20 protein-coding genes are annotated in these 22,566 nt (G+C 51.2%); 8 read left to right on the top strand and 12 right to left on the bottom strand.

All coding sequences use genetic code 11. From position 1 onward, the window contains the following. Window positions 1–6: 6 nt before the first annotated feature. From carA to dapB, 3 genes are all read right to left on the bottom strand, one after another. Window positions 7–1,164, bottom strand: coding sequence for a glutamine-hydrolyzing carbamoyl-phosphate synthase small subunit (carA, locus tag BM185_RS11470; RefSeq protein ID WP_091963750.1), 1,158 nt, complete (start codon window positions 1,162–1,164; stop codon window positions 7–9). Window positions 1,165–1,383: 219 nt separating this feature from the next. Beyond that, window positions 1,384–1,938 (bottom strand): hypothetical protein, encoded by a 555-nt coding sequence (locus BM185_RS11465; RefSeq protein WP_091963747.1) that lies wholly within the window; start codon window positions 1,936–1,938, stop codon window positions 1,384–1,386. A 13-nt stretch (window positions 1,939–1,951) separates the two neighbouring features. Beyond that, the gene (gene dapB, locus BM185_RS11460; RefSeq protein WP_177203541.1) at window positions 1,952–2,755 is read right to left on the bottom strand and encodes a 4-hydroxy-tetrahydrodipicolinate reductase; all 804 of its coding nucleotides are present in this window, start codon (window positions 2,753–2,755) and stop codon (window positions 1,952–1,954) included. Between the two features lie 145 nt (window positions 2,756–2,900). Here dapB and BM185_RS11455 point away from each other — a divergent pair, with 145 nt between their 5' ends. Next, window positions 2,901–4,553 (top strand): HD family phosphohydrolase, encoded by a 1,653-nt coding sequence (locus BM185_RS11455; protein ID WP_091963744.1) that lies wholly within the window; start codon window positions 2,901–2,903, stop codon window positions 4,551–4,553. Between the two features lie 17 nt (window positions 4,554–4,570). Then, entirely contained in the window at window positions 4,571–5,344 is a 774-nt protein-coding gene (locus BM185_RS11450) for a 3',5'-cyclic-nucleotide phosphodiesterase (protein WP_091963741.1), read from the top strand. Between the two features lie 4 nt (window positions 5,345–5,348). Here the strand turns inward: BM185_RS11450 and BM185_RS11445 are convergent, their stop codons facing one another. Together BM185_RS11445 and radA are read right to left on the bottom strand one after the other, a co-directional pair. Further along, entirely contained in the window at window positions 5,349–7,568 is a 2,220-nt protein-coding gene (locus tag BM185_RS11445) for a CHASE2 domain-containing protein (protein WP_091963923.1), read from the bottom strand. A 12-nt stretch (window positions 7,569–7,580) separates the two neighbouring features. Next, entirely contained in the window at window positions 7,581–8,954 is a 1,374-nt protein-coding gene (gene radA / locus BM185_RS11440) for a DNA repair protein RadA (protein WP_091963739.1), read from the bottom strand. Between the two features lie 90 nt (window positions 8,955–9,044). Between radA and BM185_RS11435 the strand changes: the two genes are divergently transcribed. After that, the gene (locus BM185_RS11435) at window positions 9,045–10,316 is read left to right on the top strand and encodes an O-acetylhomoserine aminocarboxypropyltransferase/cysteine synthase family protein (protein ID WP_091963736.1); all 1,272 of its coding nucleotides are present in this window, start codon (window positions 9,045–9,047) and stop codon (window positions 10,314–10,316) included. A 291-nt stretch (window positions 10,317–10,607) separates the two neighbouring features. Continuing rightward, window positions 10,608–11,201, top strand: a complete 594-nt coding sequence (locus tag BM185_RS11430) for a peroxidase-related enzyme (RefSeq protein WP_091963730.1) — start codon at window positions 10,608–10,610, stop codon at window positions 11,199–11,201. Between the two features lie 7 nt (window positions 11,202–11,208). Here the strand turns inward: BM185_RS11430 and BM185_RS11425 are convergent, their stop codons facing one another. Together BM185_RS11425 and hemE are read right to left on the bottom strand one after the other, a co-directional pair. Next, window positions 11,209–13,197: an alpha/beta hydrolase gene (locus BM185_RS11425; protein WP_091963726.1), complete on the bottom strand. Its 1,989-nt coding sequence runs from the start codon at window positions 13,195–13,197 to the stop codon at window positions 11,209–11,211. A gap of 84 nt (window positions 13,198–13,281) precedes the next feature. After that, on the bottom strand, window positions 13,282–14,349 hold the full coding sequence (gene hemE / locus BM185_RS11420) for a uroporphyrinogen decarboxylase (RefSeq protein ID WP_091963920.1): 1,068 nt from the start codon (window positions 14,347–14,349) through the stop codon (window positions 13,282–13,284). Window positions 14,350–14,532: 183 nt separating this feature from the next. Here hemE and ribA point away from each other — a divergent pair, with 183 nt between their 5' ends. Then, a complete protein-coding gene (gene ribA / locus BM185_RS11415; protein WP_091963723.1) occupies window positions 14,533–15,153 on the top strand; it encodes a GTP cyclohydrolase II in 621 nt (206 codons plus the stop codon). On the opposite strand, the gene BM185_RS11410 is transcribed toward ribA, so the two are convergent. The 5 genes from BM185_RS11410 to gmk form a co-directional block, all read right to left on the bottom strand. Beyond that, window positions 15,150–15,761: an acyloxyacyl hydrolase gene (locus BM185_RS11410; RefSeq protein WP_091963720.1), complete on the bottom strand. Its 612-nt coding sequence runs from the start codon at window positions 15,759–15,761 to the stop codon at window positions 15,150–15,152. The genes ribA and BM185_RS11410 overlap by 4 nt on opposite strands. A gap of 5 nt (window positions 15,762–15,766) precedes the next feature. Continuing rightward, window positions 15,767–16,156, bottom strand: a complete 390-nt coding sequence (locus BM185_RS11405; RefSeq protein WP_091963717.1) for a RidA family protein — start codon at window positions 16,154–16,156, stop codon at window positions 15,767–15,769. Window positions 16,157–16,181: 25 nt separating this feature from the next. Continuing rightward, entirely contained in the window at window positions 16,182–18,302 is a 2,121-nt protein-coding gene (spoT, locus tag BM185_RS11400) for a bifunctional GTP diphosphokinase/guanosine-3',5'-bis pyrophosphate 3'-pyrophosphohydrolase (RefSeq protein ID WP_091963714.1), read from the bottom strand. 55 nt (window positions 18,303–18,357) lie between these two features. Beyond that, window positions 18,358–18,609, bottom strand: a complete 252-nt coding sequence (gene rpoZ, locus BM185_RS11395) for a DNA-directed RNA polymerase subunit omega (protein WP_091963712.1) — start codon at window positions 18,607–18,609, stop codon at window positions 18,358–18,360. An 84-nt stretch (window positions 18,610–18,693) separates the two neighbouring features. After that, on the bottom strand, window positions 18,694–19,314 hold the full coding sequence (gene gmk / locus BM185_RS11390) for a guanylate kinase (RefSeq protein WP_091963709.1): 621 nt from the start codon (window positions 19,312–19,314) through the stop codon (window positions 18,694–18,696). Between the two features lie 346 nt (window positions 19,315–19,660). Between gmk and ahpC the strand changes: the two genes are divergently transcribed. The 3 genes from ahpC to BM185_RS11375 all read left to right on the top strand — a co-directional run bounded on the left by ahpC (window position 19,661) and on the right by BM185_RS11375 (window position 22,548). After that, on the top strand, window positions 19,661–20,227 hold the full coding sequence (gene ahpC / locus BM185_RS11385; RefSeq protein WP_091963706.1) for an alkyl hydroperoxide reductase subunit C: 567 nt from the start codon (window positions 19,661–19,663) through the stop codon (window positions 20,225–20,227). 77 nt (window positions 20,228–20,304) lie between these two features. Beyond that, a complete protein-coding gene (gene ahpF / locus BM185_RS11380) occupies window positions 20,305–21,891 on the top strand; it encodes an alkyl hydroperoxide reductase subunit F (protein WP_091963703.1) in 1,587 nt (528 codons plus the stop codon). A 90-nt stretch (window positions 21,892–21,981) separates the two neighbouring features. After that, window positions 21,982–22,548, top strand: coding sequence for an acyl-CoA thioesterase (locus tag BM185_RS11375; RefSeq protein ID WP_218149435.1), 567 nt, complete (start codon window positions 21,982–21,984; stop codon window positions 22,546–22,548). Window positions 22,549–22,566 lie beyond the last annotated feature (18 nt).

Raw genomic sequence — 22,566 nt, 5'->3', positions numbered from 1 at the left:
TCGGGTTCAGGCTGAAGTCGTTTTGCGTGCTTCGATTAGCTGAATAAAGCGATCAAACAAGGGCGCAACATCCTGAGGACCAGGGCTGGCCTCCGGGTGCCCCTGGAAACTGAAAGCCGCCTTATCGGTGCGCTCGATTCCCTGCAGGGTGCCATCAAACAGGGATTTATGCGTTGCGCGCAAGGTGTCGGGCAAGGAGTTTTCATCCACCGCAAAGCCATGGTTTTGGCTGGTAATCATCACCACGCCTGTATCCAGATCCTGTACCGGATGGTTAGCACCATGGTGACCATGCGGCATCTTCACGGATTGGGCTCCAGATGCCAGTGCCAGTAACTGATGACCCAGGCAGATACCAAAGACAGGGATATCTGTTTCTAGGATCTCAGCAATCGCCTGGATCGCATAATCACAAGGCTGGGGGTCGCCAGGGCCATTAGAAAGGAAAACACCATCGGGATTCATCGCCAGCACTTCACTGGCCGGTGTTTGAGCTGGCACCAGGGTAATCCGGCAGCCGCGACTGGCTAGCATGCGCAAGATGTTGAACTTGACGCCATAGTCATAAGCGACGACATGATAAGGCTGACTGGCTTCATCGATTTGAGCATAGCCTTCACCCAGCACCCACTCACCCTGAGTCCAGTTACTGATGCTGGCAGTCGTCACTTCTTTGGCCAGATCCATGCCTTTCAAACCGGGGAAGTCCCGCGCCGCTTCCAATGCCTTTTGCTGACCAGCTTCAGTGGTGGCTTCATCGCCCGCCAGAATACAGCCATTTAAAGAACCCTTATCACGCAGAATGCGCGTCAAACGGCGGGTATCGATATCACCGATCGCCACCAATTGATTGACCTGCAGGTATTCAGTCAGGGTTTGTTCGCTACGAAAGTTGCTGGCCATCAAAGGCAAATCACGAATGATCAGACCTGCTGCGCCCAGGGAAGCCGATTCGATATCTTCCGGGTTGATACCGGTATTACCGATATGAGGATAAGTCAGGGTCACCAGTTGTTTGGTGTAGGAAGGGTCGGTCAGAATTTCCTGATAGCCCGTCATCGCGGTATTGAACACCACCTCACCAAGGGTCTGACCATCGGCTCCAATTGCAGTGCCACGGAAAATACTGCCATCTTCTAGTGCCAGAATAGCGGGTCTGGTCAAAACTGCCTCCTCCCATCGCAGGCTGCAGCCCGAACCGGCTGGTTACGGGCTGAATTTGGGTTGCAAAAAAGCGAGATGAACAAAAAAATGCTCATCCCGCTTCGTATATTCGGTCTGGATTTCGAGGTTTGAAACGGACCTCGGAAGACGCCCTCCAGGTGCAGGCGCATATTCCCGTAATTTTAACGCTTTACAGGAAGAGCTGTCCAGTGATTCCGGCTACTTGTGCTCAGTCGGATAAATTTTAACCAATCCACTTATGCCTTCAAAATCAGCCACCACCCAGACCTCTTCAAAAGGGTGCTTTTCCGGTAGGGTAATGGCATCCATGCGTTGCCGAAAATCTTCACGCGACCAGTGAGGATTAGCATTCCGGATCACCAGCCAGACTTTTTCGGAGTGATAGTCCTTATCCGCCTTGTTGGCGAGCAGGCGATTCAATGCAGTGAGCAGGCGCTCATCCGGTGGAGTGGCCGCTAATTCATTCAGGTAGCGCCAGGTGGCTTCGCCCAGATTGCGCCCCAGCACCAGCATGGCCTCCACTTCACTGCCGTAGAGGTGGGCAATTTCCAGATCCAGTTTTTCCTTGTTCAGGTAGCAGGACACATCCGGTTTTTTGGGTTCATTATGCCAAATATGCCGAATCGGCACCTGAAAGCAGTTTTCATAGAGGCGCATAAATAAGCGTGCAGCCTCATGCTCCAGACGGATTTTTTCCTTTTCTGAATCTGACAGGGGTTTGCCATCCTTGGTGAAGTTCAGATCTGAAGTCATGAGCCTGCTCGAACTAGTTTAGATTGAGCACATCCTGCATGCTGTAGAGGCCAGCAGGCTTAGTCTGCAACCATTTACAGGCACGTACAGCGCCCTTAGCAAAAGTCATCCGGCTAGAGGCCTTGTGGGTAATTTCCACGCGCTCGCCTTCGGTGCCAAAAACCACGGTATGGTCACCCACGACATCGCCTACACGCATCGTGGCAAAACCAATGGTTTTGGAATCACGGGCTCCGGTATGGCCTTCCCGCCCATAAACCGCCACTTCTTTCAAGTCGCGCCCCAGGGCTTTGGCCACTGCTTCACCCATGCCCAGAGCCGTTCCTGAAGGTGCATCCACCTTGTGCCGGTGGTGGGCTTCTACGATCTCCACATCATAATCATCGCCCAGAGCCGCAGCAGCCATTTCCAGCAGCTTAAAGCAGAGGTTAACGCCAACACTCATATTAGGTGCAAACACGATGGGCGTCTTTTCCCCTGCGGCTGCTAGCAGGGCTTTTTGTTCGTCGTTCAACCCAGTAGTGCCAACAATCAGCTGCTTTCCATTCGCTGCACACAGCTGGGCATTCGCCAAGGTGGTTTCTATAGTGGTGAAATCAATCAGCACATCAAAAGCTTCCAGCGCTTCTTCTACACTGCCTGAGGCCATCACACCCAGCTTACCTACGCCAGCCAGTTCACCCAGGTCCACGCCCACAAGACTGGATGTCGGTTCGACAATACCCGCAGCCAGGACGGTCTGCGGATCTTCGTTGATGGCCTGAATCAAGGCCTTACCCATGCGTCCACCTGCTCCCATCACTGCTACTTTGATCATAGTTTCCTCACCGAAATTTACACTTGGCTGTTATCTACCATTATACTGAAATTTAATGAACCCCCGACAAATGTGAACTAGTTCACATTTGCTATTCATAAGTTTGCTAGTATCAAAAAGCTTTTATCTTAGGCAGAGGTTTTCAATGTCATCCGCAACACCATCAAATCCCAGCTATGAGCGTATCCGCCGCCTAAATGCTATTGGCATTGCTCTCTCTGCACAAAACGATCAGAACCAGCTACTGGAAATGATTTTGGGCAGTGCTCGCGAGCTAACCCAGGCCGATGCAGGTACGCTCTACATGATCGAGCCAGATGGTGAGTCTCTGCGCTTTGTTATGGTCCAGAATGACAAGCTTAACATTCATCTGGGTGGCAGCGGCGCACCTGTGGGTGACAACTTTCCTTTGATTCCTTTACACCTGGAGGATGGGCGTCCCAATGAACGCATGATTGTGGCCTGGTCGGTGCTTAACAAAACCACCGCCCGCATTGCCGATGCCTACCATGAGGAAGGTTTCGATTTTTCTGGTACCCGAGCCTTTGATGAAAAAACCGGCTATCGATCCAAATCTTTCTTGACGGTTCCCCTGCGCAATCACGAGGGCGAAGTCATTGCTGCCTTGCAGCTATTGAACAAACTGGACAGCCAGGGTGAGCCAACAGAGTTTGATGATAGTGATCAGGACATTGCCGAGTCTCTGGCCTCTCAGGCCGCTATTGCTCTGACCAACCGCCGACTGATTGATGAACTGCGCACCCTGTTTGATAGTTTCACCCAAGTTATTGCCAGCGCGATCGACTCCAAATCAGCTCATACCGGCGCTCACTGTCGTCGCGTACCCGATGCCACCCTGATGCTTGCAGAAGCAGCCAGCGGTGCCAGTTTTCCAGGCATTGAAGACTTCTACATGTCTGAAGAGGATATGTACGAACTCAAGACCGCAGCCTGGTTGCATGACTGCGGCAAGGTCGTCACTCCGCACCATGTCATGGAAAAGTCCACCAAGCTGGAAACAATCGTTGATCGCATCGATTGGGTCACCGATCGTTTTGAAATCCTGCGCCGCGATCTGGAAATTGAACGCCTGAAAGAAGAGCTGGCAGCTGTTCGCCAGGGCAAGGAGCTCAGCCCAGAACGTCTAAGCTATTACCAGCAAGCCGATCAACAGCTGGCTGACGATTTGGCTTTCCTGCAGGGTGCCAATACCGGTGGTGAGTTTATGGCTGATGAGCTGATTGCACGCGTTGAAGCTCTCGGTCAAACTGGCTGGACCGACCTTAAAGGCGACTACCACCCTCTGCTCAATGATGATGAGGTGATGAACCTCTCCATTCGCAAGGGTACGCTCAATGCAGAAGAGCGCAAAATCATGGAAGGTCATATGGTACATACCCTGAATATGCTCGAACAACTTCCCTTCCCACGCCACCTGCAAAGAGTGCCTGAATACGCTGGCGGTCACCATGAACGCATGGACGGTAAAGGCTACCCTCGAGGTCTAACGCGCGAGCAAATGTCTGTACCTGCCCGCATTATGGGGATCGCTGATGTCTTTGAAGCCCTGACTGCCCATGAGCGCCCCTACAAAAAACCCATGCCCCTCTCCCTGGCGCTGACCATTATGGGCCGTATGGTCGAGGATAATCACCTGGATCCTGATTTATATGCAGCTTTTGTTTACAAAAAGGTCTACCTTGATTACGCTAAGAAACATCTGCGTGAAGAACAAATAGATGAAGTGGACGTTGATAATCTGCCTGGGTTACGTCTCGCTTCTGTTTCCCAGGTTTGAAGCAAGGAGCTTTAACTGTGAAGGTAGAAATTCTGGGCTGCAGCGGCGGTATGGGGCTGGGTCAGCAAACCACCTGTTACAGAATTAATGAGCACACACTGCTGGACGCAGGGAGTGGTCTCGGCAATTTGCCGCAGAAAGAGCTATTAAAGATAGAAACTATCTTTATCACTCATTCACATCTGGACCACATTTGCTTTCTTCCTCTGCTTATTGACAATCTGTTTGAGTTTATCAAAAAACCCATACAGGTTTATGCCTTGCCAGAAGCACTAGACACGCTACAGGAGCACATTTTCAACTGGAAAATCTGGCCTGACTTTTCCACTCTACCCAATGCAACCAATCCAGTCGTCAACTTCAATCCCGTTAAAATAGGTGAGAAGATCACCGTAAAGGGCATCAGCTATACGCCTTTTCCTGTGGAGCATATCGTTCCCACTTGTGGCTACCACCTGCAAAGTGACACAGGTAAATCCCTCGCCTTCACAGGTGATACCACTTACGGTGAGCAAGTGGTTAAAACCATTAATCAGTTGGGCCAACTGGATGTCCTGATGACCGAGTGCGCCTTTCCTGACCGCTTGTTTGAGCTGGGCAAGGTTTCCAAGCACCTCACGCCAACCATGGTTGAAGACCTCATCAACAACCTTGAGCAGCCACCTCGTGAAATCTGGCTTTCACATCTAAAACCCAGCCAGCAACTTGAAATTCGCAGCGAATTAGAAAAGCTAGATCTTAAGGCAACCCGCCTCAAAGTTCTGGAACCCTGCACTCACTTTCAAGTTTAATCGCTTATTTTTCAGTATGCGTCCAGACCCCGTCCCAATCAGCACCGGGCGGCTCAGCCTGATAATGCGCGATTCTATCCAGATAAATATCTGGCAGGCTGTCTTCAGGCCTTTCCTTTTTAAGCGCTTCAAACTGAATTTTCGCTTGGCCAAACGCTGCCCGATGATAAGTGTCCATAGCCTTTTCATAACGCTCTAACCAAGATCGGGTTTCCTGAGTCAGCTCACTACTCAAACCCAAAGGTTCCAGTATAGTCACCGCTTCACTGCGCCCTTTAACTCTCACTTTATCTATGCGTCTATAGGTATACTCAGGTGCTGCTACAGCCGTCATCTCACTAACAATGATTTTAACGCCATAGGGCTTGGTTAAACCTTCCAATCGTGAGCCCAAATTGACGTTATCGCCCATGACGGTGTAGGCCATTCTGAACTCGGAACCCATGTTCCCCACATTCATGTAACCCGTATTCAGGCCGATCCCCATCGCCAAGGGTTTCATGCCTTCTGCGGTAAACACTTCATTGATTTCTTCCAAAGCTTTTAGCATCGCAAACGCACCATCAACGGCATGCCGGGCATGTTTCTCATCTTTTAGAGGCGCGCCCCAAAAAGCCATCACAGCATCACCCATATACTTATCAATCGTGCCTTGATGCGCATGAATAGCTTGAGTGATCGGGGTTAGCAAACGGTTCATGACACCTGTCAGCTCTGCGGGGGCTATGCCTTCAGAAAAAGAGGTGAAGCCACGCACATCAGAAAAGAGTACGGTCAGCTCTCGCTCTTCACCTTCCAGGCCAAAAGATTCATGGCTATCCACCATTTCTTCAACCAGTTCTGGAGGTACATATTGACCAAAACGCTCGGTCACCCAACCCTTTTCACGGCTTTCACGATAAAAATTCATTGCCAGGTGCCAGCCTGCCAAAAGAATCAGCAGCAGTAAGCCAGAAGCAACCGGCAACACCCAACCCGCTTGCCAGGCCCAAAAGTTAATACCCAGATGGATTGCCATCAAAGCCAGGCTAACAACCAACACAGCAACCGCATGCAAGGCTGGAAAGGCAAAGGTAATTACCAGCCCCAAAGTACCCAAGAGCAGGACCCCAGCCGCATTGGTATAAGCCGGTTCTGCGCGGTAACTCTGATGAAGAAGACCAGCGAGCATGCTGGCGTTGATCTCTGGCCCAGGAAAAACACTGGCGACAGGTGTTGAGCGCAAATCCATTAAGCCAGGTGCCGAAGCGCCAAAAATAGCTAGGGTACCCTCCAGTTTTGCAGGATCAACACGGCCTGCCAACACATCGGCCGCTGATACATAGGTAAAATGCCCGCGGCCGCCATACCAAGGCACCAAAGCACCACCCCGTGCATCCGTTGGAATTTTAAAGCCACCTACATCTATCCCTTCCAATTGCTGCATGCCACCGCCTTCAGCAATATCCAACTGGATAGGCGGCTCACCGAGCAATTGATAAATCATTGCCAAGGGTAAATTGGGATAGAGTCCGCCCTCCCAATATTGCAACACAGGAACCCGACGAAAAACACCATCATCATCCACAAAGGGGTTATCAAAGAAGCCACCACCCCAGGCTTCCTGTTGAATGACATCCAGGTTGGACGTGTAACGCTCTGGTTTTGGCCAGGGCAAGCTGGCCAGTAACTCTGAGTCTGCGTCAACAACGACAGGGGCTGGCAGCTGGCCTATAGAAGGCGGGTCTTGCTCTGTCACACTGGACTGAAAGTAGTAGCCGGTCACTACAGGAAAGTGGCTAATAACTTCAGCAAGAAGGGCATCCCCGCGAGGTAAGGGAGATTCTTCAGGTAATTCAGGAAATTTCTCACGAAGCTGTTGCCATTGCAAAGCCAGCTGGTTGCCTTCAGGTTCAGCAAAGACAATATCCACCCCTAAGAGGTCAATCTGGTAATCCAGAAAAAGAGTGGCAATCAACTCAGCCACAACTTCTCTTGGCCAGGGCCATTGGCCTTTTTCCGCCAGACTTCTTTCATCCAAATCGATCAAGACGATAGAAGGATCTTCTTCATGGCTCAAAGTTGCCTGAACACGCAAGTCATAGCTCAGCCACTCAAGGCGCTGAACACCTTTAACCGGCCAAAAACCAGCCATTTCGCCCAGCACCAAGACCAAAATAAAAATACTGACCAGATACTGCCAGTTTTTTAGGTTAAAAATTTTGCCACTCATTTTTGCCAGCATCTTGTCATCCAATCAAAGTGCTTCCAGGGCCTCACTCAAGCGGGTTACTCCCACCACCTGCATGCCTCCGATCGTCTCACGGGGCACATTCCCTTTAGGCACGATTGCTTTTTTAAAGCCATGTTTTGCAGCTTCACGTATTCGCTCCTGACCACTAGGGACAGGTCTTATTTCACCGGAAAGCCCCACCTCGCCGATCACCATCAGTTCATGCGGTAGTGGCTGGTTGCGCAGCGACGAAACGATTGCCATCAAGGCGGCCAGATCGGCACTGGTTTCCAACACCTTGACACCACCCACCACATTCAGAAAAACATCCTGATCACCGGTAAAAATGCCGCCATGACGATGTAAAACAGCCAGTAACAACGAAAGGCGGTTGGTATCCAGCCCAACGGCTACCCTACGTGGATTACCTAACGGTGATTCATCAACAAGGGCCTGGACTTCAACCAGCAAAGGGCGTGTTCCCTCCCAGGTCGCCATCACCACACTGCCCGCCGCTGGCTCTTCATCGCGTGACAGAAAAATCGCTGAAGGGTTTTTCACTTCCTTCAGCCCTGTTTCCAGCATAGCAAAGACACCCAGTTCGTTGACGGCTCCAAAACGATTTTTTTGTCCACGCAGGGTACGAAACCGTGAATCACCATCTCCTTCCAATAACAAGGAAGCATCAATCATATGCTCTAAGACTTTGGGACCGGCCAGAGAGCCATCCTTGGTCACGTGACCCACAAGAAAAAGCACCGTGTTGGACTGCTTGGCAAAACGGGTTAAATAAGCGGCAGATTCGCGAACCTGAGCCACACCACCCGGCGCCGACTGCAGATCTTCCAACTGCATGGTTTGGATGGAATCCACTATTAGCACCTGGGGTTTTTCCAGCTCAGCAACCGCCAGGAGTTTTTCAACGCTGGTTTCGGCCAGCATTTTCAGCCCTTGAGTCGGCAAACCCAGACGCTGGGCACGCATAGCCACCTGTTGTAAGGACTCCTCACCAGTGACATAAAGCACCTTCATCAGTTGCGCCAGCTTACAGGCGGTTTGCAGCAAGAGCGTGGATTTACCGGCACCGGGATGCCCGCCCAAGAGCACAGCAGAACCAGGAACCAGGCCACCACCCAGTACCCGATCAAACTCATTGAAGGTCGTCGAGAACCTGGGCAACTCTTCCAAATTAATCTCGGAAAGATCCTGTACCTGTTGAGTCAACTGGCCTGCAAAACCCGTGCGCATTGATGAAGGCCTGGCACCCCCTCCAGAAGCAGTACCCAAACGCACTTCCTGGATAGTGTTCCATTCCTTACAAGCCGAACACTGGCCCTGCCATTTACTGTATTCTGAACCACACTCTATACAGACATAAGCTGTCTTTTGTTTTGCCATTAGCTCGTCATCCAACCCAGTTGACAGTTATAAGAAAAGACACCAATATAACCAAAAATCAAAAACCCAATAAAAGCAAAGGATACTGACATGAAACGCGAAACCCTGGCCCTCCACCACGGCTATCAACCTGATGACCAACATTCCGTCGCCGTTCCCATTCACCAAACAACTTCGTTCAGCTTTGATTCGGCCCAGCATGCCGCTGACCTTTTTGATCTCAAAGTGGAAGGGAACATCTACTCTCGAATCATGAACCCGACCTGCGCTGTGCTTGAGCAGCGTGTCACTGCGTTAGAAGGCGGTCTGGCAGGTCTGGCTGTGGCTTCCGGCATGGCGGCCATTACCTATGCCATTCAAACCATTGCTGCTGCAGGTGACAATATTGTCTCCATCAGCGAACTCTATGGCGGCACCTATAACCTCTTTGCGCATACTCTACCGCAACAGGGCATTGAGGTCAGGTTTGCCAACAAAGATGATTTTGCCGGTATTGAAAAACTCATTGATGCCAAAACCAAGGCCGTCTTCTGTGAATCCATCGGCAACCCTTCCGGCAGCCTGGTGGATATGGAAAAACTGGTCGAAGTCGCCCATCGTAACGGTGTTCCAGTGATTGTTGATAACACCGTCGCCACGCCCTTCCTCTGGCGTCCCATTGAGCAGGGTGCCGATATCGTTATCCATTCAGCAACCAAATACATCGGCGGTCATGGCACCACCGTGGGCGGCGTGATTGTGGATTCCGGTAAATTCCCCTGGGCCAAGCATGCTGACCGCTTCCCCCAGCTTAATGAGCCGGATGTGTCTTATCACGGCGTGGTTTATACCCGCGATGTGGGTGAAGCAGCCTTTATTGCCCGTGCCCGCGTCGTGCCCCTGCGCAACATGGGTGCTGCCCTTTCTGCGCAAGCCGCCTGGAATCTACTTCAGGGCTTGGAAACTCTGGCCCTGCGTATCGAACGCATCTGCGAAAACACCCAAAAGATTGCTGACTATCTGAAAAACCACCCGCAAGTTAGCTGGGTTAACTATGCAGGCTTGTCTGACCATAAAGACCATGCCCTGGCCCAGAAATACCTCGATGGTAAAGCCTCGGGTATTCTCAGCTTTGGTATCCAAGGCGGCAAGGAAGCAGGCGTTCGCTTCTACGATGCTCTGCAACTCTTCACTCGCCTGGTCAACATTGGCGATGCCAAGAGCTGCTCATCCATTCCCGCCGCCACCACCCACCGCCAGTTGAATGATGAAGAACTGGCCAGCGCAGGCGTCACAGCCGACATGGTAAGGCTATCGGTTGGCATTGAGCATATTGATGATCTCCTGGCCGATCTGGATCAGGCTCTGAAAGCCGCCAGCTAAGCCTAATCGCAACACCCTATGCCCTGCTCAGTCTTGTGACTGCCAGGGCATTTTTTATGCTTGTATTCCAACTGATTACATAACACTCTCTGCAGAGAGGGTGCTGCGCACCGCTTGGCTCTGGCAGAATTCGTTCCAGACGAATTTCTGCACTTCCTACTTCCATGTAGGTCGACACAACATCCTGCTGTTGACAGCCTGACATAGCGGCACCCAGCCCCTCACGCCACTCACCGACTCAGTTGCGCGCCACGGCATATAAACTCAACCAAAATAAAAAAAGGTAAAGCCATGACAGAACTTAGCCCTCATTTTGATCTACCCGAAGAATCACAAATCAAAGATCTGCCCCAGGATATTCAAGAGGCCATCTTGGCCGTTCAGGAAAAAGCCGGTTTTGTGCCCAATGTATTTTTGATGCTGGCTCACCGTCCTGCCGAATTTCGTGCTTTTTTTGCCTACCATGATGCACTGATGGAAAGAGACTCAGATACGCTGACCCCAGCAGAAAAAGAAATGATCGTGGTTGCAACCAGTGCCCGCAATCGCTGCCTTTATTGTGTTGTCGCCCATGGTGCAATTTTACGGATTTATAGCAAAAATCCCGTATTGGCAGACCAGTTGGCTGTCAATCATCGCACTTCACCCATCAGTGAACGTCACCGGGTGATGCTGGATTTTGCTTTTTATATTGGCCTGGAAGCCGGCGAGTTGAATGAAGAATGGAAAGCTAAGTTGCTCGCTTTCGACTTCACTTTGGAGGATATCTGGGATATAGGCGCAATCAGCGCTTTCTTTGGCTTGTCGAATCGGATGGTCTCCCTGACAGGCACACCACCCAACCAGGAGTTTTACCTGATGGGGCGGGTACCTAGAGACAAGTAATTGACGGTCAGCTTGAGGGACCTGTTTTCTTACTCGCCGCCCCTCGAGTAGAGCCTGCCTTTGTAGCTGGGCGACCAGTGGCAGGCTTACGGCTTGTTTTTTTAGCTGCCGGTGAGGCTGCTGGTTTCGCTGAGGACTCGGTTCTTTTGCCGGGTTGATAGGCCGGTGGCTCATCAGCCAGAAAATCAGCGACCGTTTCCAAGTACTCACCCAGGAGCTTTTTACTGACCACGAAAATATGACCGATGTTCTTCTCGATCGTCCTGTTTAGGCCGCCACGAGTCATCTGCACATTGTCTTTACGACCCCAGCGCTCACTGGTTTTACAAGAACCCACGGGGGCGATGGGGTCACGTTGGCCGCGATAATCAAAAATAGCGATATCTGCGCGGTTGAGTGCATCCATATCCACAGGCTTAGCATCCAACGCCTTGATACTGGAAGGTAGCGTGTACTCACCTTCCCAAATTTCATTGTTGATGAAAATCCGTTCAATCCATTCGCGGTGTGCCTTAACCGGGAAGCGGGTTCCTGAGTTCAGCCAGTGCAGGAAGGGCGCAGCATCGTCCAAGGCACCATGAAAATTGGCTCGCGCATAAAAACCTTCAGCCACACTGAAGGTAACGCCTGGCTGGATCGCATGCATGCCCGCTTCTATAGTCTGGGGTGGCAGGTTGCTGTTACCAAAGAAGGTTTGCATGATAGAAAAGTCATAAGACTCGCGAATCAGGTTACGCATGGGCTGATGACCACTGGTTTCATCATCAAAGAAAATGGGGGTGGTCATGAGTACGACTTGGCGTATTTTAATATCCTTACCGCCATGCTCAGCCTCTTCGATACGGCGAGCCAGGTAAGGCATAAAGAGAGTGCCTCCCATACAGTAGGCCATAACTTCGATATGCTGTTCTGGGTGACGCTCTGTAATCAGGTTCAAATAGTTATCATGAACCGTCTTGCCATAGAAACTCAGACCTAGCTGGCTTTGATCCGGGCCAGGGTTACCGTAATCCACCATATAAACGTCGTAACCCAGTTGGAGCATCCCCTCAACAACCGACTTCTCCGGTGCCAAATCAAAAATCTCACAACGGTTAATCATCGGGCTGGCCATATAAAGGGTCTTGCCATTGGGCTTGACACCAGCTGGCCTCAGGTAATGCCTTAGCCTGACCGAATAAATTTCTGAACCAGGTACTGTTTCCCACTTGCAGGCCCCCAGACGCGCATGAGGTGACTCCAGGGCAAAGCGCCGGATATCTATCGCATCATGCGCCAAAAGCGCCAAAAGCCTTAACTCACAGTCCAGCAGATAGTCTTCATCCGATTGCCTGGGTGTTCCTTCTGGAGAGGGTTTACGGTAAGGGTTACGCTTGAGTTCACTCAGGGGCTCGTTGGCAATCACCTGTAAAAGTGAACGCAACAGCTTCTTCATAGCACGCAGGCGCGTCTGCCCATAGCTGTGATACTGCCATTCCAGTGTCTGCAAACTGAGCAGCTGGCCGAGCAGCCAAGTCTGTCCAGCAGGGGTTTGACAAGCCCAGTTACATTGGTCACGGTCAAAAATCAGTTTTTTACCCTGACGGGTTAGATAATCACTCTTAGCTAGTTTTTCTTCATCACTGGCATCAATTTCAGAAGTCAAAGCAATCAGTAAACTGCGCAGCTTGGAGGCATAGGCTGCTTCTATGCGAAGATTGTCTTGTGCTACCAGGTCAGGGTCACGGCCTTGACTGGCTGCCTCTTGACTGGCTTTAACCAAGGGCCTCAACCAACCGGTAAACAGCTCGCGAGGGACACCATAGGGTGACCAGAGGTTTTCCTGAAGTTGGCTGGCTGCAAAAAGGTTTTTTAAACACAGGCCATTGAATTCACTCAACCAATGGCGGGTATCCTTATACCGGGCAGGATTGTCGGCCGGGGTCACTCCCATAAAGCTATCCAGAAAATCAGCGGTCAGCCTGGGCAGAGCCTGGGATTCTTTTGCATCCAGCATTTTTCACCTCCGTAGGTGACTAGAGTTGAGTAAAGCCAGGTTACTCAACTCTAACAAAGAGCTACATTTCCAGCCAGCAACCTTTTATTTCTGGTGCAAGGGTTCACTCAGCTCATGCACCGCATCCACTAAGGCCTTGGCATGTTCAGGCGGCACATGCTGATTAATCCCGTGCCCCAGATTAAAGACATGCCCACTGCCAGGGCCATAGCTGTCCAGAATACGGCCCACTTCGGCCCGAATCGCAGCAGGGGGCGCAAAGAGGGCGCTGGGATCAAAATTACCTTGTAAAGCAACCCGGTTACCGACACGAGCACGGGCATTACCCAGTTCTGTGGTCCAGTCCAAGCCTAGAGCATCGGCTCCGGTTGCAGCCATCTGTTCCAGCCACTGTCCTCCCCCTTTGGTAAACAGAATCACCGGAACCTTGCGGCCTTCATGTTCGCGAATCAGACCATGCACGATCTGCTCCATATAGCGCAGGGAAAATTCGGCATAGGCTGGTGTACTCAGGCTGCCACCCCAGGAATCAAAAATCTGCACAGCCTGAGCACCTGCCCGGATCTGGGCATTCAGATAGGCTGTCACTGTTTGCGCCAGCTTATCCAGTAATTGGTGCATGACATCAGGTTGCCCATAAAGCATGGCCTTGGCGTGGCGATATTCTCGGCTACCCTCACCTTCAATCATATAGGTTGCCAAAGTCCAAGGGCTGCCGCTAAAGCCGATCAAAGGAACCCGGCCATTCAGCTCCTGACGAATACGACTCACCGCATTCATGACATAGTCCAAATCCTTTTCCACCTCAGGAATTGGCAGAGCATCAACTTCTGCTGCGGTACGCACTGTTTTGCGGAATTTGGGGCCTTCCCCTGTTACAAAATATAGGCCTAACCCCATCGCATCCGGAATGGTCAGGATGTCAGAAAAAAGAATCGCAGCATCCAGATCAAAGCGCTCCAAGGGCTGCAAGGTAACTTCACAGGCCAGATCAGTATTCCGGCAGAGATCCATAAAAGAACCCGCCTGTTTGCGAGTTGCCAGATACTCGGGCAAATAACGCCCCGCCTGACGCATCATCCATACAGGAGTTTTATCAACGGGCTGACGAGCCAGGGCCCGGAGGAAACGGTCATTTTTCAGTTCTGTCATAAGACTTCCCAGAGTCAGAGGTGTAAACTGCCCTTTCAAAGAAAAGGCACCTGCAAATTGATCTACCCATTGTAGCCTGATGAACAGATATCTAAACAAAAACTTGTATCAGCTGCTGCCGAATCAGCAGCAACCTAGTAGAATAGTCGGTTTAATTCGCCATCAGCTGAGAGAAATCCACCCGTGAGCCTGCGTTTTGTTGCTTCTTCCCGTTTACCCACGCCCTGGGCGACTTTTACCATGCACGGTTTTGAAGACTCAGAAACCGGCAAGGAACATCTTGCCCTGACTCTGGGCGACCTGGAAGAGGACCAGGCCGTGCTGGCCCGTGTCCATTCAGAGTGTTTAACTGGTGACGCCCTTTTTTCACTCCGCTGCGACTGTGGCTTTCAACTTCAGGAAGCCTTGAAACGTATTGCCAAAGAAGGCCGCGGCGCCCTGCTTTATTTGCGGCAGGAAGGTCGGGGTATCGGCCTGCTTAACAAAATCCGGGCTTATCACCTGCAGGATGCTGGAGCCGATACAGTTGAAGCTAATGAACGACTGGGATTTGCTGCGGATCTGCGTGATTACTCCATGCTCATCCCAATGTTAAAGCATTTGAATATCCAGAAAGTGCGCTTGATGACCAATAACCCTCGCAAGGTTGCTGCCCTTGAGAACTACGGCCTACAGGTGGAAGAACGCTTACCACTGACAACGGGCATGAATCCGCACAATGCAGGCTATCTGGACACCAAAGCCAGCAAGCTGGGCCATATGATGAGTGCAGACGACTTCAATCCCAAAGATTCAGAAGACTAGTAGCGGTAGGTCACTGCCAGGGTATTGAAATCAATTCCATTATTAGACCGCGACATGCCGTTGTTGGAATAGTGGCGATAGCGCAGGGCGAGATCCCAGCGCCCCTCCCGGCCAAGCATCCAACCCAAAGCCAGAGTGTCCTCAAACTGGTAGTTCTGGCCAAAATTATGGCCCGTTGCCGGAAAGCTGCTGGCGGACATCAAAGCAGCCCCAATAGATGTTTCCAGGTAAGGCAACCAGGCTGAAGCAGGCTGCAATCTGAATACTGGCGTTAAAACCAGAAGATTATTTCTGTCGCGGTTTTGCTCTGCTGACTGACCATCCCAGTACTCCAGTGCTACCTGACCATGAACTTCCACGGTCAGAAAAGTGGTGAGCGGGTGCTCTTGCAGTTGCCAGCGCCAGGCGAGCCGATGTGCGGCAACCTCTTCACCATAGCCCGTTTCTACAGTTGCAGAATCCGCACCCAAGGGATTAACGGCCAGCGTCAAACCCAGGGTGCCCACTACAGCCGCACGCCAAAACTGACTGCCTTCAACCACCTCGGCATTGGCCGCAGGCACCAGCAGGCAGCCGAGCAAACAAGCGATCAGAGCGGATTTCTTCAAGTACTTTAGTCTCCGATAACCAAAACACCTTCCGCTTCAAATTCTACGCCCTTGGGTAGAGCCGCCACCTGAACAGCAGCACGGGCCGGATAGGGTTTGCTGAAGTAACGGGCCATCACTTCGTTCACTGTCGCGAAGTTAGCCAAATCCGTTAGGTAGAGGTTCACTTTGACCACTTCATCCATACTGCCGCCTGCAGCTTCACAGACTGCTTTCAGGTTTTCAAAGACCTGAACGGCCTGAGCTTCAAAATCACCTGCGATAACTTCCATGGTTTCTGGAACCAGGGGAATTTGACCAGAAAGGTAAACTGTATTCCCCACCTTCACAGCCTGGGAGTAGGTGCCTATTGCTTCAGGGGCTTGATCCGTAGTGATCACTGCACGATTACTCATGGGTAACTCCTGTTAAATAATTTAATCAACGTAAACGAACAACGCGGCTTACTTCCGGTATCAGCCGCAGTTTTTTCATGATTCGTGCCAGATGCACTCGATTTTTAACTGAAAGCTCTAAAGTCAGAGTTGATAGCTTGGCATCCCGCTCATCAACACTGATACGCTCCAGGTTGGCATCCATCTCGGTAATGAGGGTAGCGATGCGAGCAATAATGCCGCGCTGATCTTCAATTTCCAGCTTCAAATTGACACTAAACTCACCTTCGGTCACTTCTGCCCAGTTAAGACCAACACACTTATCTGGGTTATCACGAATGTCCTGTAAATTTTTGCAGTTATAACGGTGAACCACGATGCCGTTACCAAAACTGATATGCCCTAAAATGGAATCTCCAGGAATGGGCCGACAACAGCGCGCAAAACTAACTACCATACCTTCAGTACCATGGATGATCATGTTGCCTTCAGCCAAGGTTTCAGGGACCCTTTCCAGGGTGTCATGATCCAATAGACGCCGGGCAACCATGTAGGCCATCCGCTTACCCAAACCTATGGCTTCGAGCAGCTCTTCCTGACTGTTAACTTCCATTTCCTGAAGCAAAAGCGCCATTCTGTCATCAGTAAGGTCTTCCAAACGCACCTCAAACTGGGCCAGGGCTTTTTCCAGTAAGCGTTTACCCAGGGCCTCAGAGTCACTGCGTTGCTGTTGCTTAATATAATGACGTATTGCGGAACGTGCCTTGCCGGTTGTCACGAAAGACAACCAGGCTAAATTGGGGCGCGCACCTGGGGCAGTAATAATTTCAACAGTTTGACCACTTTGGATGCTGGCTGACAGGGGAGCCAGCTTGCGGTCAATTCGACAGGCAACACAGGCATTACCAACGTCGGTGTGCACCGCATAAGCAAAATCAACCGGCGTGGAGCCCTTAGGCAACTCCATGATTTCACCACTGGGGGTGAAGACATAGATTTCATCCGGGAAGAGGTCGACTTTGACGTGTTCAATAAATTCCAGTGAATCCCCAGCTCGCTGCTGCATTTCCAGCAAGCCCTTCACCCACTGGCGCGCCCGTGCGTGACTGCCTTCAGCAATTGGGCGATCGGTCTGCCCGGCTTTATAAAGCCAATGAGCGGCCACACCATTATTCGCCATGGCTTCCATTTCACGGGTGCGTATCTGCACTTCAATGGGCATGCCACTCAAACCAAAGAGGGTCGTGTGCAGAGACTGATAGCCATTAGCCTTGGGGATCGCCACGTAATCTTTGAAGCGGCCAGGGACGGGCTTGTAGGTGTTATGCACGGTGCCCAGGGCACGGTAACAATCATCAACGCTTTCGGTTAATACACGAAAAGCGTAAACATCCATAATTTCACTAAAGGACTTTCTCTGATGCTTCATCTTGCGATAAAGCGAGAGCAGATTCTTTTCACGCCCGATAACACGCCCTTGCAGGCCTTCCATTTCCAATCTTTCTTGCAGGCGGTGCTGAATCTTTTTAACCACTTCCTTACGGTGCCCGCGCACGCTTAACACGGCCTTGCGCAAACGTTCGTAGCGCATGGGGTAAATGGCTTGAAAGCTCAAATCTTCCAGCTCTAAACGGAGCGTGTTGATCCCAAGACGGTTGGCAATCGGGGCATAGATATCCAAAGTTTCCTTGGCAATACGGCGTTTTTTGTCACGCCTGAGAGCGCCCAAAGTCCGCATATTGTGCAAGCGGTCAGCCAGCTTGACGATAATGACCCGGATATCTTCAGCCATAGCCAAAACCATCTTGCGAAAGTTTTCAGCCTGGGCTTCAGCTTTGGATTCAAATTTAATCTGGGTGAGCTTGGAAACACCATCGACCAGTTCGGCAACCGGCTCACCAAACTGACGGGCCACTGCTTCTTTGCCAACTCCGGTATCTTCAATAACATCATGCAGGAGAGCGGCCATCAGCGCCTGGTGATCCAGGTGCAGATTCGCAAGAATGGTGGCTACGGCCAGGGGGTGGGTCACATAGGGTTCGCCCGAGCTGCGGCGCTGTCCATCATGCGCCTGCTCAGCATAATAGTAGGCACGTCTAACCTGCTGAATTTCATCAGCAGGTAGATAGCCTTTCAAACGATCACAAAGATCCTCAATGGTATTCATTACCCACCTCAGGTATCAAAGACTGAAAAAGCGGCGGGCAATGGGCAGCATGGAATCAGTAATCCTGCTGCTGAAGTTCTTCCTGCGCCTCTACAGCCTTGACTTCAGCTTCATCGAGTATGGATACATCCGTGTGGCCTTCAGCAATTTCCCGCAGGGCGACCACTGTTGCCTTGTCATTTTCCCAACCGATGTGGGGATCTTTTCCACCTAAGGTTAGCTGGCGTGCGCGACGAGTGGCAACCATCACCAGTTCAAAGCGGTTTTCTACATTTTCAAGACAATCTTCAACAGTTACACGAGCCATGGAGGTACACCTGATCGCTAGCGGAGGAATTTTTACCAGACCGGCTATTGTAGCGGAGCCAAGGCAAAGACAACAAGGCCCAGTTTACTTTAGTAAGTCTTCCAGAAGAGCCGCCTGACACTGCTCCTGGCTTTGCAGGGTTAATCTTTGAGTCACAAAAATTGCCTTCAGTTCCGCGAGGGCCTGGGTAAAGTCATCATTGATCACTAAATAGTCATATTCCGGGTAGTGGCTCATTTCACTAATAGCCTGCTGCATGCGTCCTTCAATTACCTCGGCAGTATCCTGCCCTCGTGCCTGCAGGCGCTCACGCAGGGCTTGTTGAGAGGGCGGTAAAATAAAAATGCTCAGCGCTTCGGGCATTTTCTTACGGACCTGCTGCGCACCTTGCCAGTCTATCTCCAGGATGACATCCACTCCCGCAGCCAAGCGCTCTTCAACGGCCTGCTGCGAGGTGCCGTAGTAGTTACCAAAAACTTCTGCCGACTCAAAAAAGGCACCCTGTTCAACCAACTGCTGGAAAGCCTCGCGTTCAACAAAGTGATAGTTTTTGCCGTCTTCTTCGCCCGGACGTGGGGCACGAGTAGTATGAGAGATAGATACTTCCAGATGAGGAAGCTGATCCAGTAGCGCGGCAACCAAGCTGGTTTTACCCGCCCCCGAGGGCGCGGAGAGGATATAAAGACGGCCCTGAGCAAGCGACATGACAAACTCCCTGAAACATAAAGGTCAAATAAAAGGGCTAAGTTTACCCTGAGCCGAACAAGGAAGCGACTGAATCACCTGCTTTTAGAGCTGCACCACTTGAATCCTGTCGGTTTAGGCCCCACGTCCCTATAACCAGCAAAATGACTTTGTCTGGTGGCTTTTCTAGCAAATCTAGAGAGGGTTCCGTCGTTAAAGGTGCTGGCATTGCGTGTCCTTATCAACTCATAGGTAATGCCAATCATGCTGTTGGGTTTAATCAATTTCAAACATTGCCTAAACCCCTATAGTATAAACCCTGTCAATTAAACGGGCTTTCAACCAACCTCAATCAAGGAGTATTTTGATGCCACAAGCAATCAACACTGAAATCAAACCTTTTAGCGCCACTGCTTTCAAACAGGGCGAATTTGTAGAAATCACCGAAGCTGATGTTAAAGGTAAGTGGGCTGTTTTCTTCTTCTACCCAGCTGACTTCACCTTTGTATGCCCTACTGAACTGGGTGACGTTGCAGACAAGTACGAAGAACTGCAAAAGCTGGGCGTGGAAGTTTTCTCTGTTTCTACCGACACCCACTTCACCCACAAAGCTTGGCACAGCTCTTCCGACACCATCGGTAAAATCAACTACTACATGGTTGGTGACCAGTCCGGCAACATCACCAACAACTTCGGCGTAATGCGCGAAGGTGCTGGCCTGGCTGATCGTGCTACCTTCCTGATCGACCCAGACGGTGTTATTCAAGCGATGGAAATCACTGCTGAAGGTATTGGCCGTGATGCTGACGACCTGCTGCGCAAGGTTAAAGCGGCTCAGTACGTTCGCAACCATCCTGGCGAAGTTTGCCCTGCCAAATGGAAAGAAGGTGAAGCCACTCTGACTCCTTCTCTGGACCTGGTTGGCAAAATCTAAAGCCAGCTTCACCCGTCAGCCTTCGGGCTGGCGGGATCTGAACCCCGCTTTTCTCTTTATTTTTCAAGGACACGCATATGTTAGACGCCAATCTTAAGAAGCAACTGGACACTTATCTACAGAAGATCGTCACCCCGATTGAGCTGAGCGTGTCCAGTAACGGTGAACCCAAAGCTACAGAACTCCAGGAGCTGGCTGGTGAAATTGCCGAGCTGTCTCCCAAAATCAGCCTTAATGAACAAGGCACAGCCAAGCGCACCCCCAGCCTGGCCATAGCAGCTGAAGGTCAGGAGCCACGCGTTAGCTTTGCAGGCATCCCGATGGGCCATGAATTTACATCCCTGGTACTGGCCCTATTACAAGCGGGCGGCCACCCTTCCAAGGCCGAGCCGGAAGTGCTTGAGCAGATTCGTAATCTGCCCGGCGAATATCACTTTGAGACCTTTATTTCGCTGTCTTGCCAGAACTGCCCCGATGTCGTTCAAGCGCTGAATTTAATGGCCACCATCAATCCAAATATTACGCACCAAATGGTTGATGGCGCCCTCTTCCAAGATGAAGTGGAAGAAAAGCAAATTATGGCCGTTCCCTCTGTTTATATGAACGGCGAGCACTTCGGCCAGGGCCGTATGACTCTGAATGAAATCGTCAACAAGCTCGATTCGGGTGCTGGTGAGCGCCGTGCTGCTGAGCTCAACGAGCGCGAGCCCTACGAAGTTCTGGTTGTCGGTGGCGGCCCTGCAGGTGCTTCTGCGGCCATCTATGCTGCACGGAAAGGCATACGTACAGGTGTTGTGGCTGAACGCTTTGGTGGCCAGGTGATGGATACCGTCGGCATTGAAAACTTTATCTCGGTTCCCTACACCGAAGGCCCCAAGCTGGTCGCCAACCTGGAGCAGCATGTTAAAGACTATGATGTCGACATCGTGACCGAACAAATGGCAGCCAGCCTTAAGCAGGGCGAATATATTGAAATCGGCCTGGAAAGCGGCGCGACCTTGAAAACCCGCAGCGTGATTCTGGCTACAGGTGCCCGCTGGAAAGAAATGCAGGTGCCTGGTGAGCTGGAATACCGTGGTAAGGGCGTGGCCTACTGCCCTCACTGTGACGGCCCCCTGTTCAAGGGTAAAAAAGTCGCCGTTATCGGTGGTGGTAACTCCGGCATCGAAGCCGCCATCGATCTGGCCGGTATTGTTGAATCGGTGACTGTACTTGAATTTGGCGACACTCTGAAAGCCGACCAGGTACTGCAAACCAAAGCTCGCTCGCTTAAGAATGTGGAAATCATCACCAATGCTATGACCACCGAAGTCCGCGGTGACGGCCAGAAAGCTGTAGGTCTGACCTACACAGACCGCACCAGTGGTGAAAGCAAACAGCTGGACGCCGCCGGCATCTTTGTTCAGATCGGCCTGGTGCCCAACACTGAATGGCTGAAAAATTCAGATGTTGAGCTAAGCCGCTTTGGTGAAATTGAAATCGACAACCGGGGTGCTACCAACCTGCCTGGTGTCTTTGCTGCGGGCGATGCCACCACTGTGCCCTACAAGCAGATCATCATTGCTATGGGTGCCGGTTCAACTGCAGCCTTGAGTGCTTTTGACCACCTGATTCGCACGCCTTCCCCGGAAGAGCGTAAGCAGGAAGCTGCAGTAGCCGGTTAATAATCCCCGGTAAGAAGCACTAACAGTCAATTGCTGTGTTTGCCGCCCTCAGGGGCGGCTTTTTTCTGGCCTCGTCTCAAGGAAATTTTTATGGTTGATTCCAGCCCATTCAAAAGTGTTCAGTCCTCCCAAGTGATTCTCAAGGAACTGATGGTTCCTTCCTATGCCAATTTTGGCGGCAAGGTACACGGTGGCGTCCTGCTGTCCCTGATGGATAAGATTGCCTACACCTGTGCGGCCACCCATGCCAAGGCCTACTGTGTCACTGCCTCGGTCGATTCCGTGGATTTCGTCAACCCGGTGGAAGTCGGGGAACTGGTCACCCTTTTTGCATCCGTGAACTATGTCGGCAAAAGCTCTATGGAAGTGGGTATCAAGGTCATTTCCGAAGATTTCAAAAAAGATGTCGTCAAACACACCAACACCTCCTACTTCACCATGGTCGCCGTTGACGAAGAAACCAAAAAACCTGTTCCTGTACCCGGCCTACTACTGGAAACCGACCAGGAATTACGCCGCTTTGTCATGGGCAAACTGCGTAAACAACTACGCACCGCCCACCGCAAGGAAATTACCCAACTGCGCAAAACTCTGGATAAAACACGGGAACTTCAGGAAATTGAAGGGGAAAACTGTCGCTTGCAAGAAGCAACTTGACTCTTCGTGGCTTGATGT

This window comes from Marinospirillum celere, assembly GCF_900112235.1.
Lineage (GTDB): Bacteria > Pseudomonadota > Gammaproteobacteria > Pseudomonadales > Halomonadaceae > Marinospirillum > Marinospirillum celere.
The sequence above is the reverse complement of the archived record's forward strand: the minus strand, read 5'-3'. Positions and strand labels throughout refer to the sequence as shown.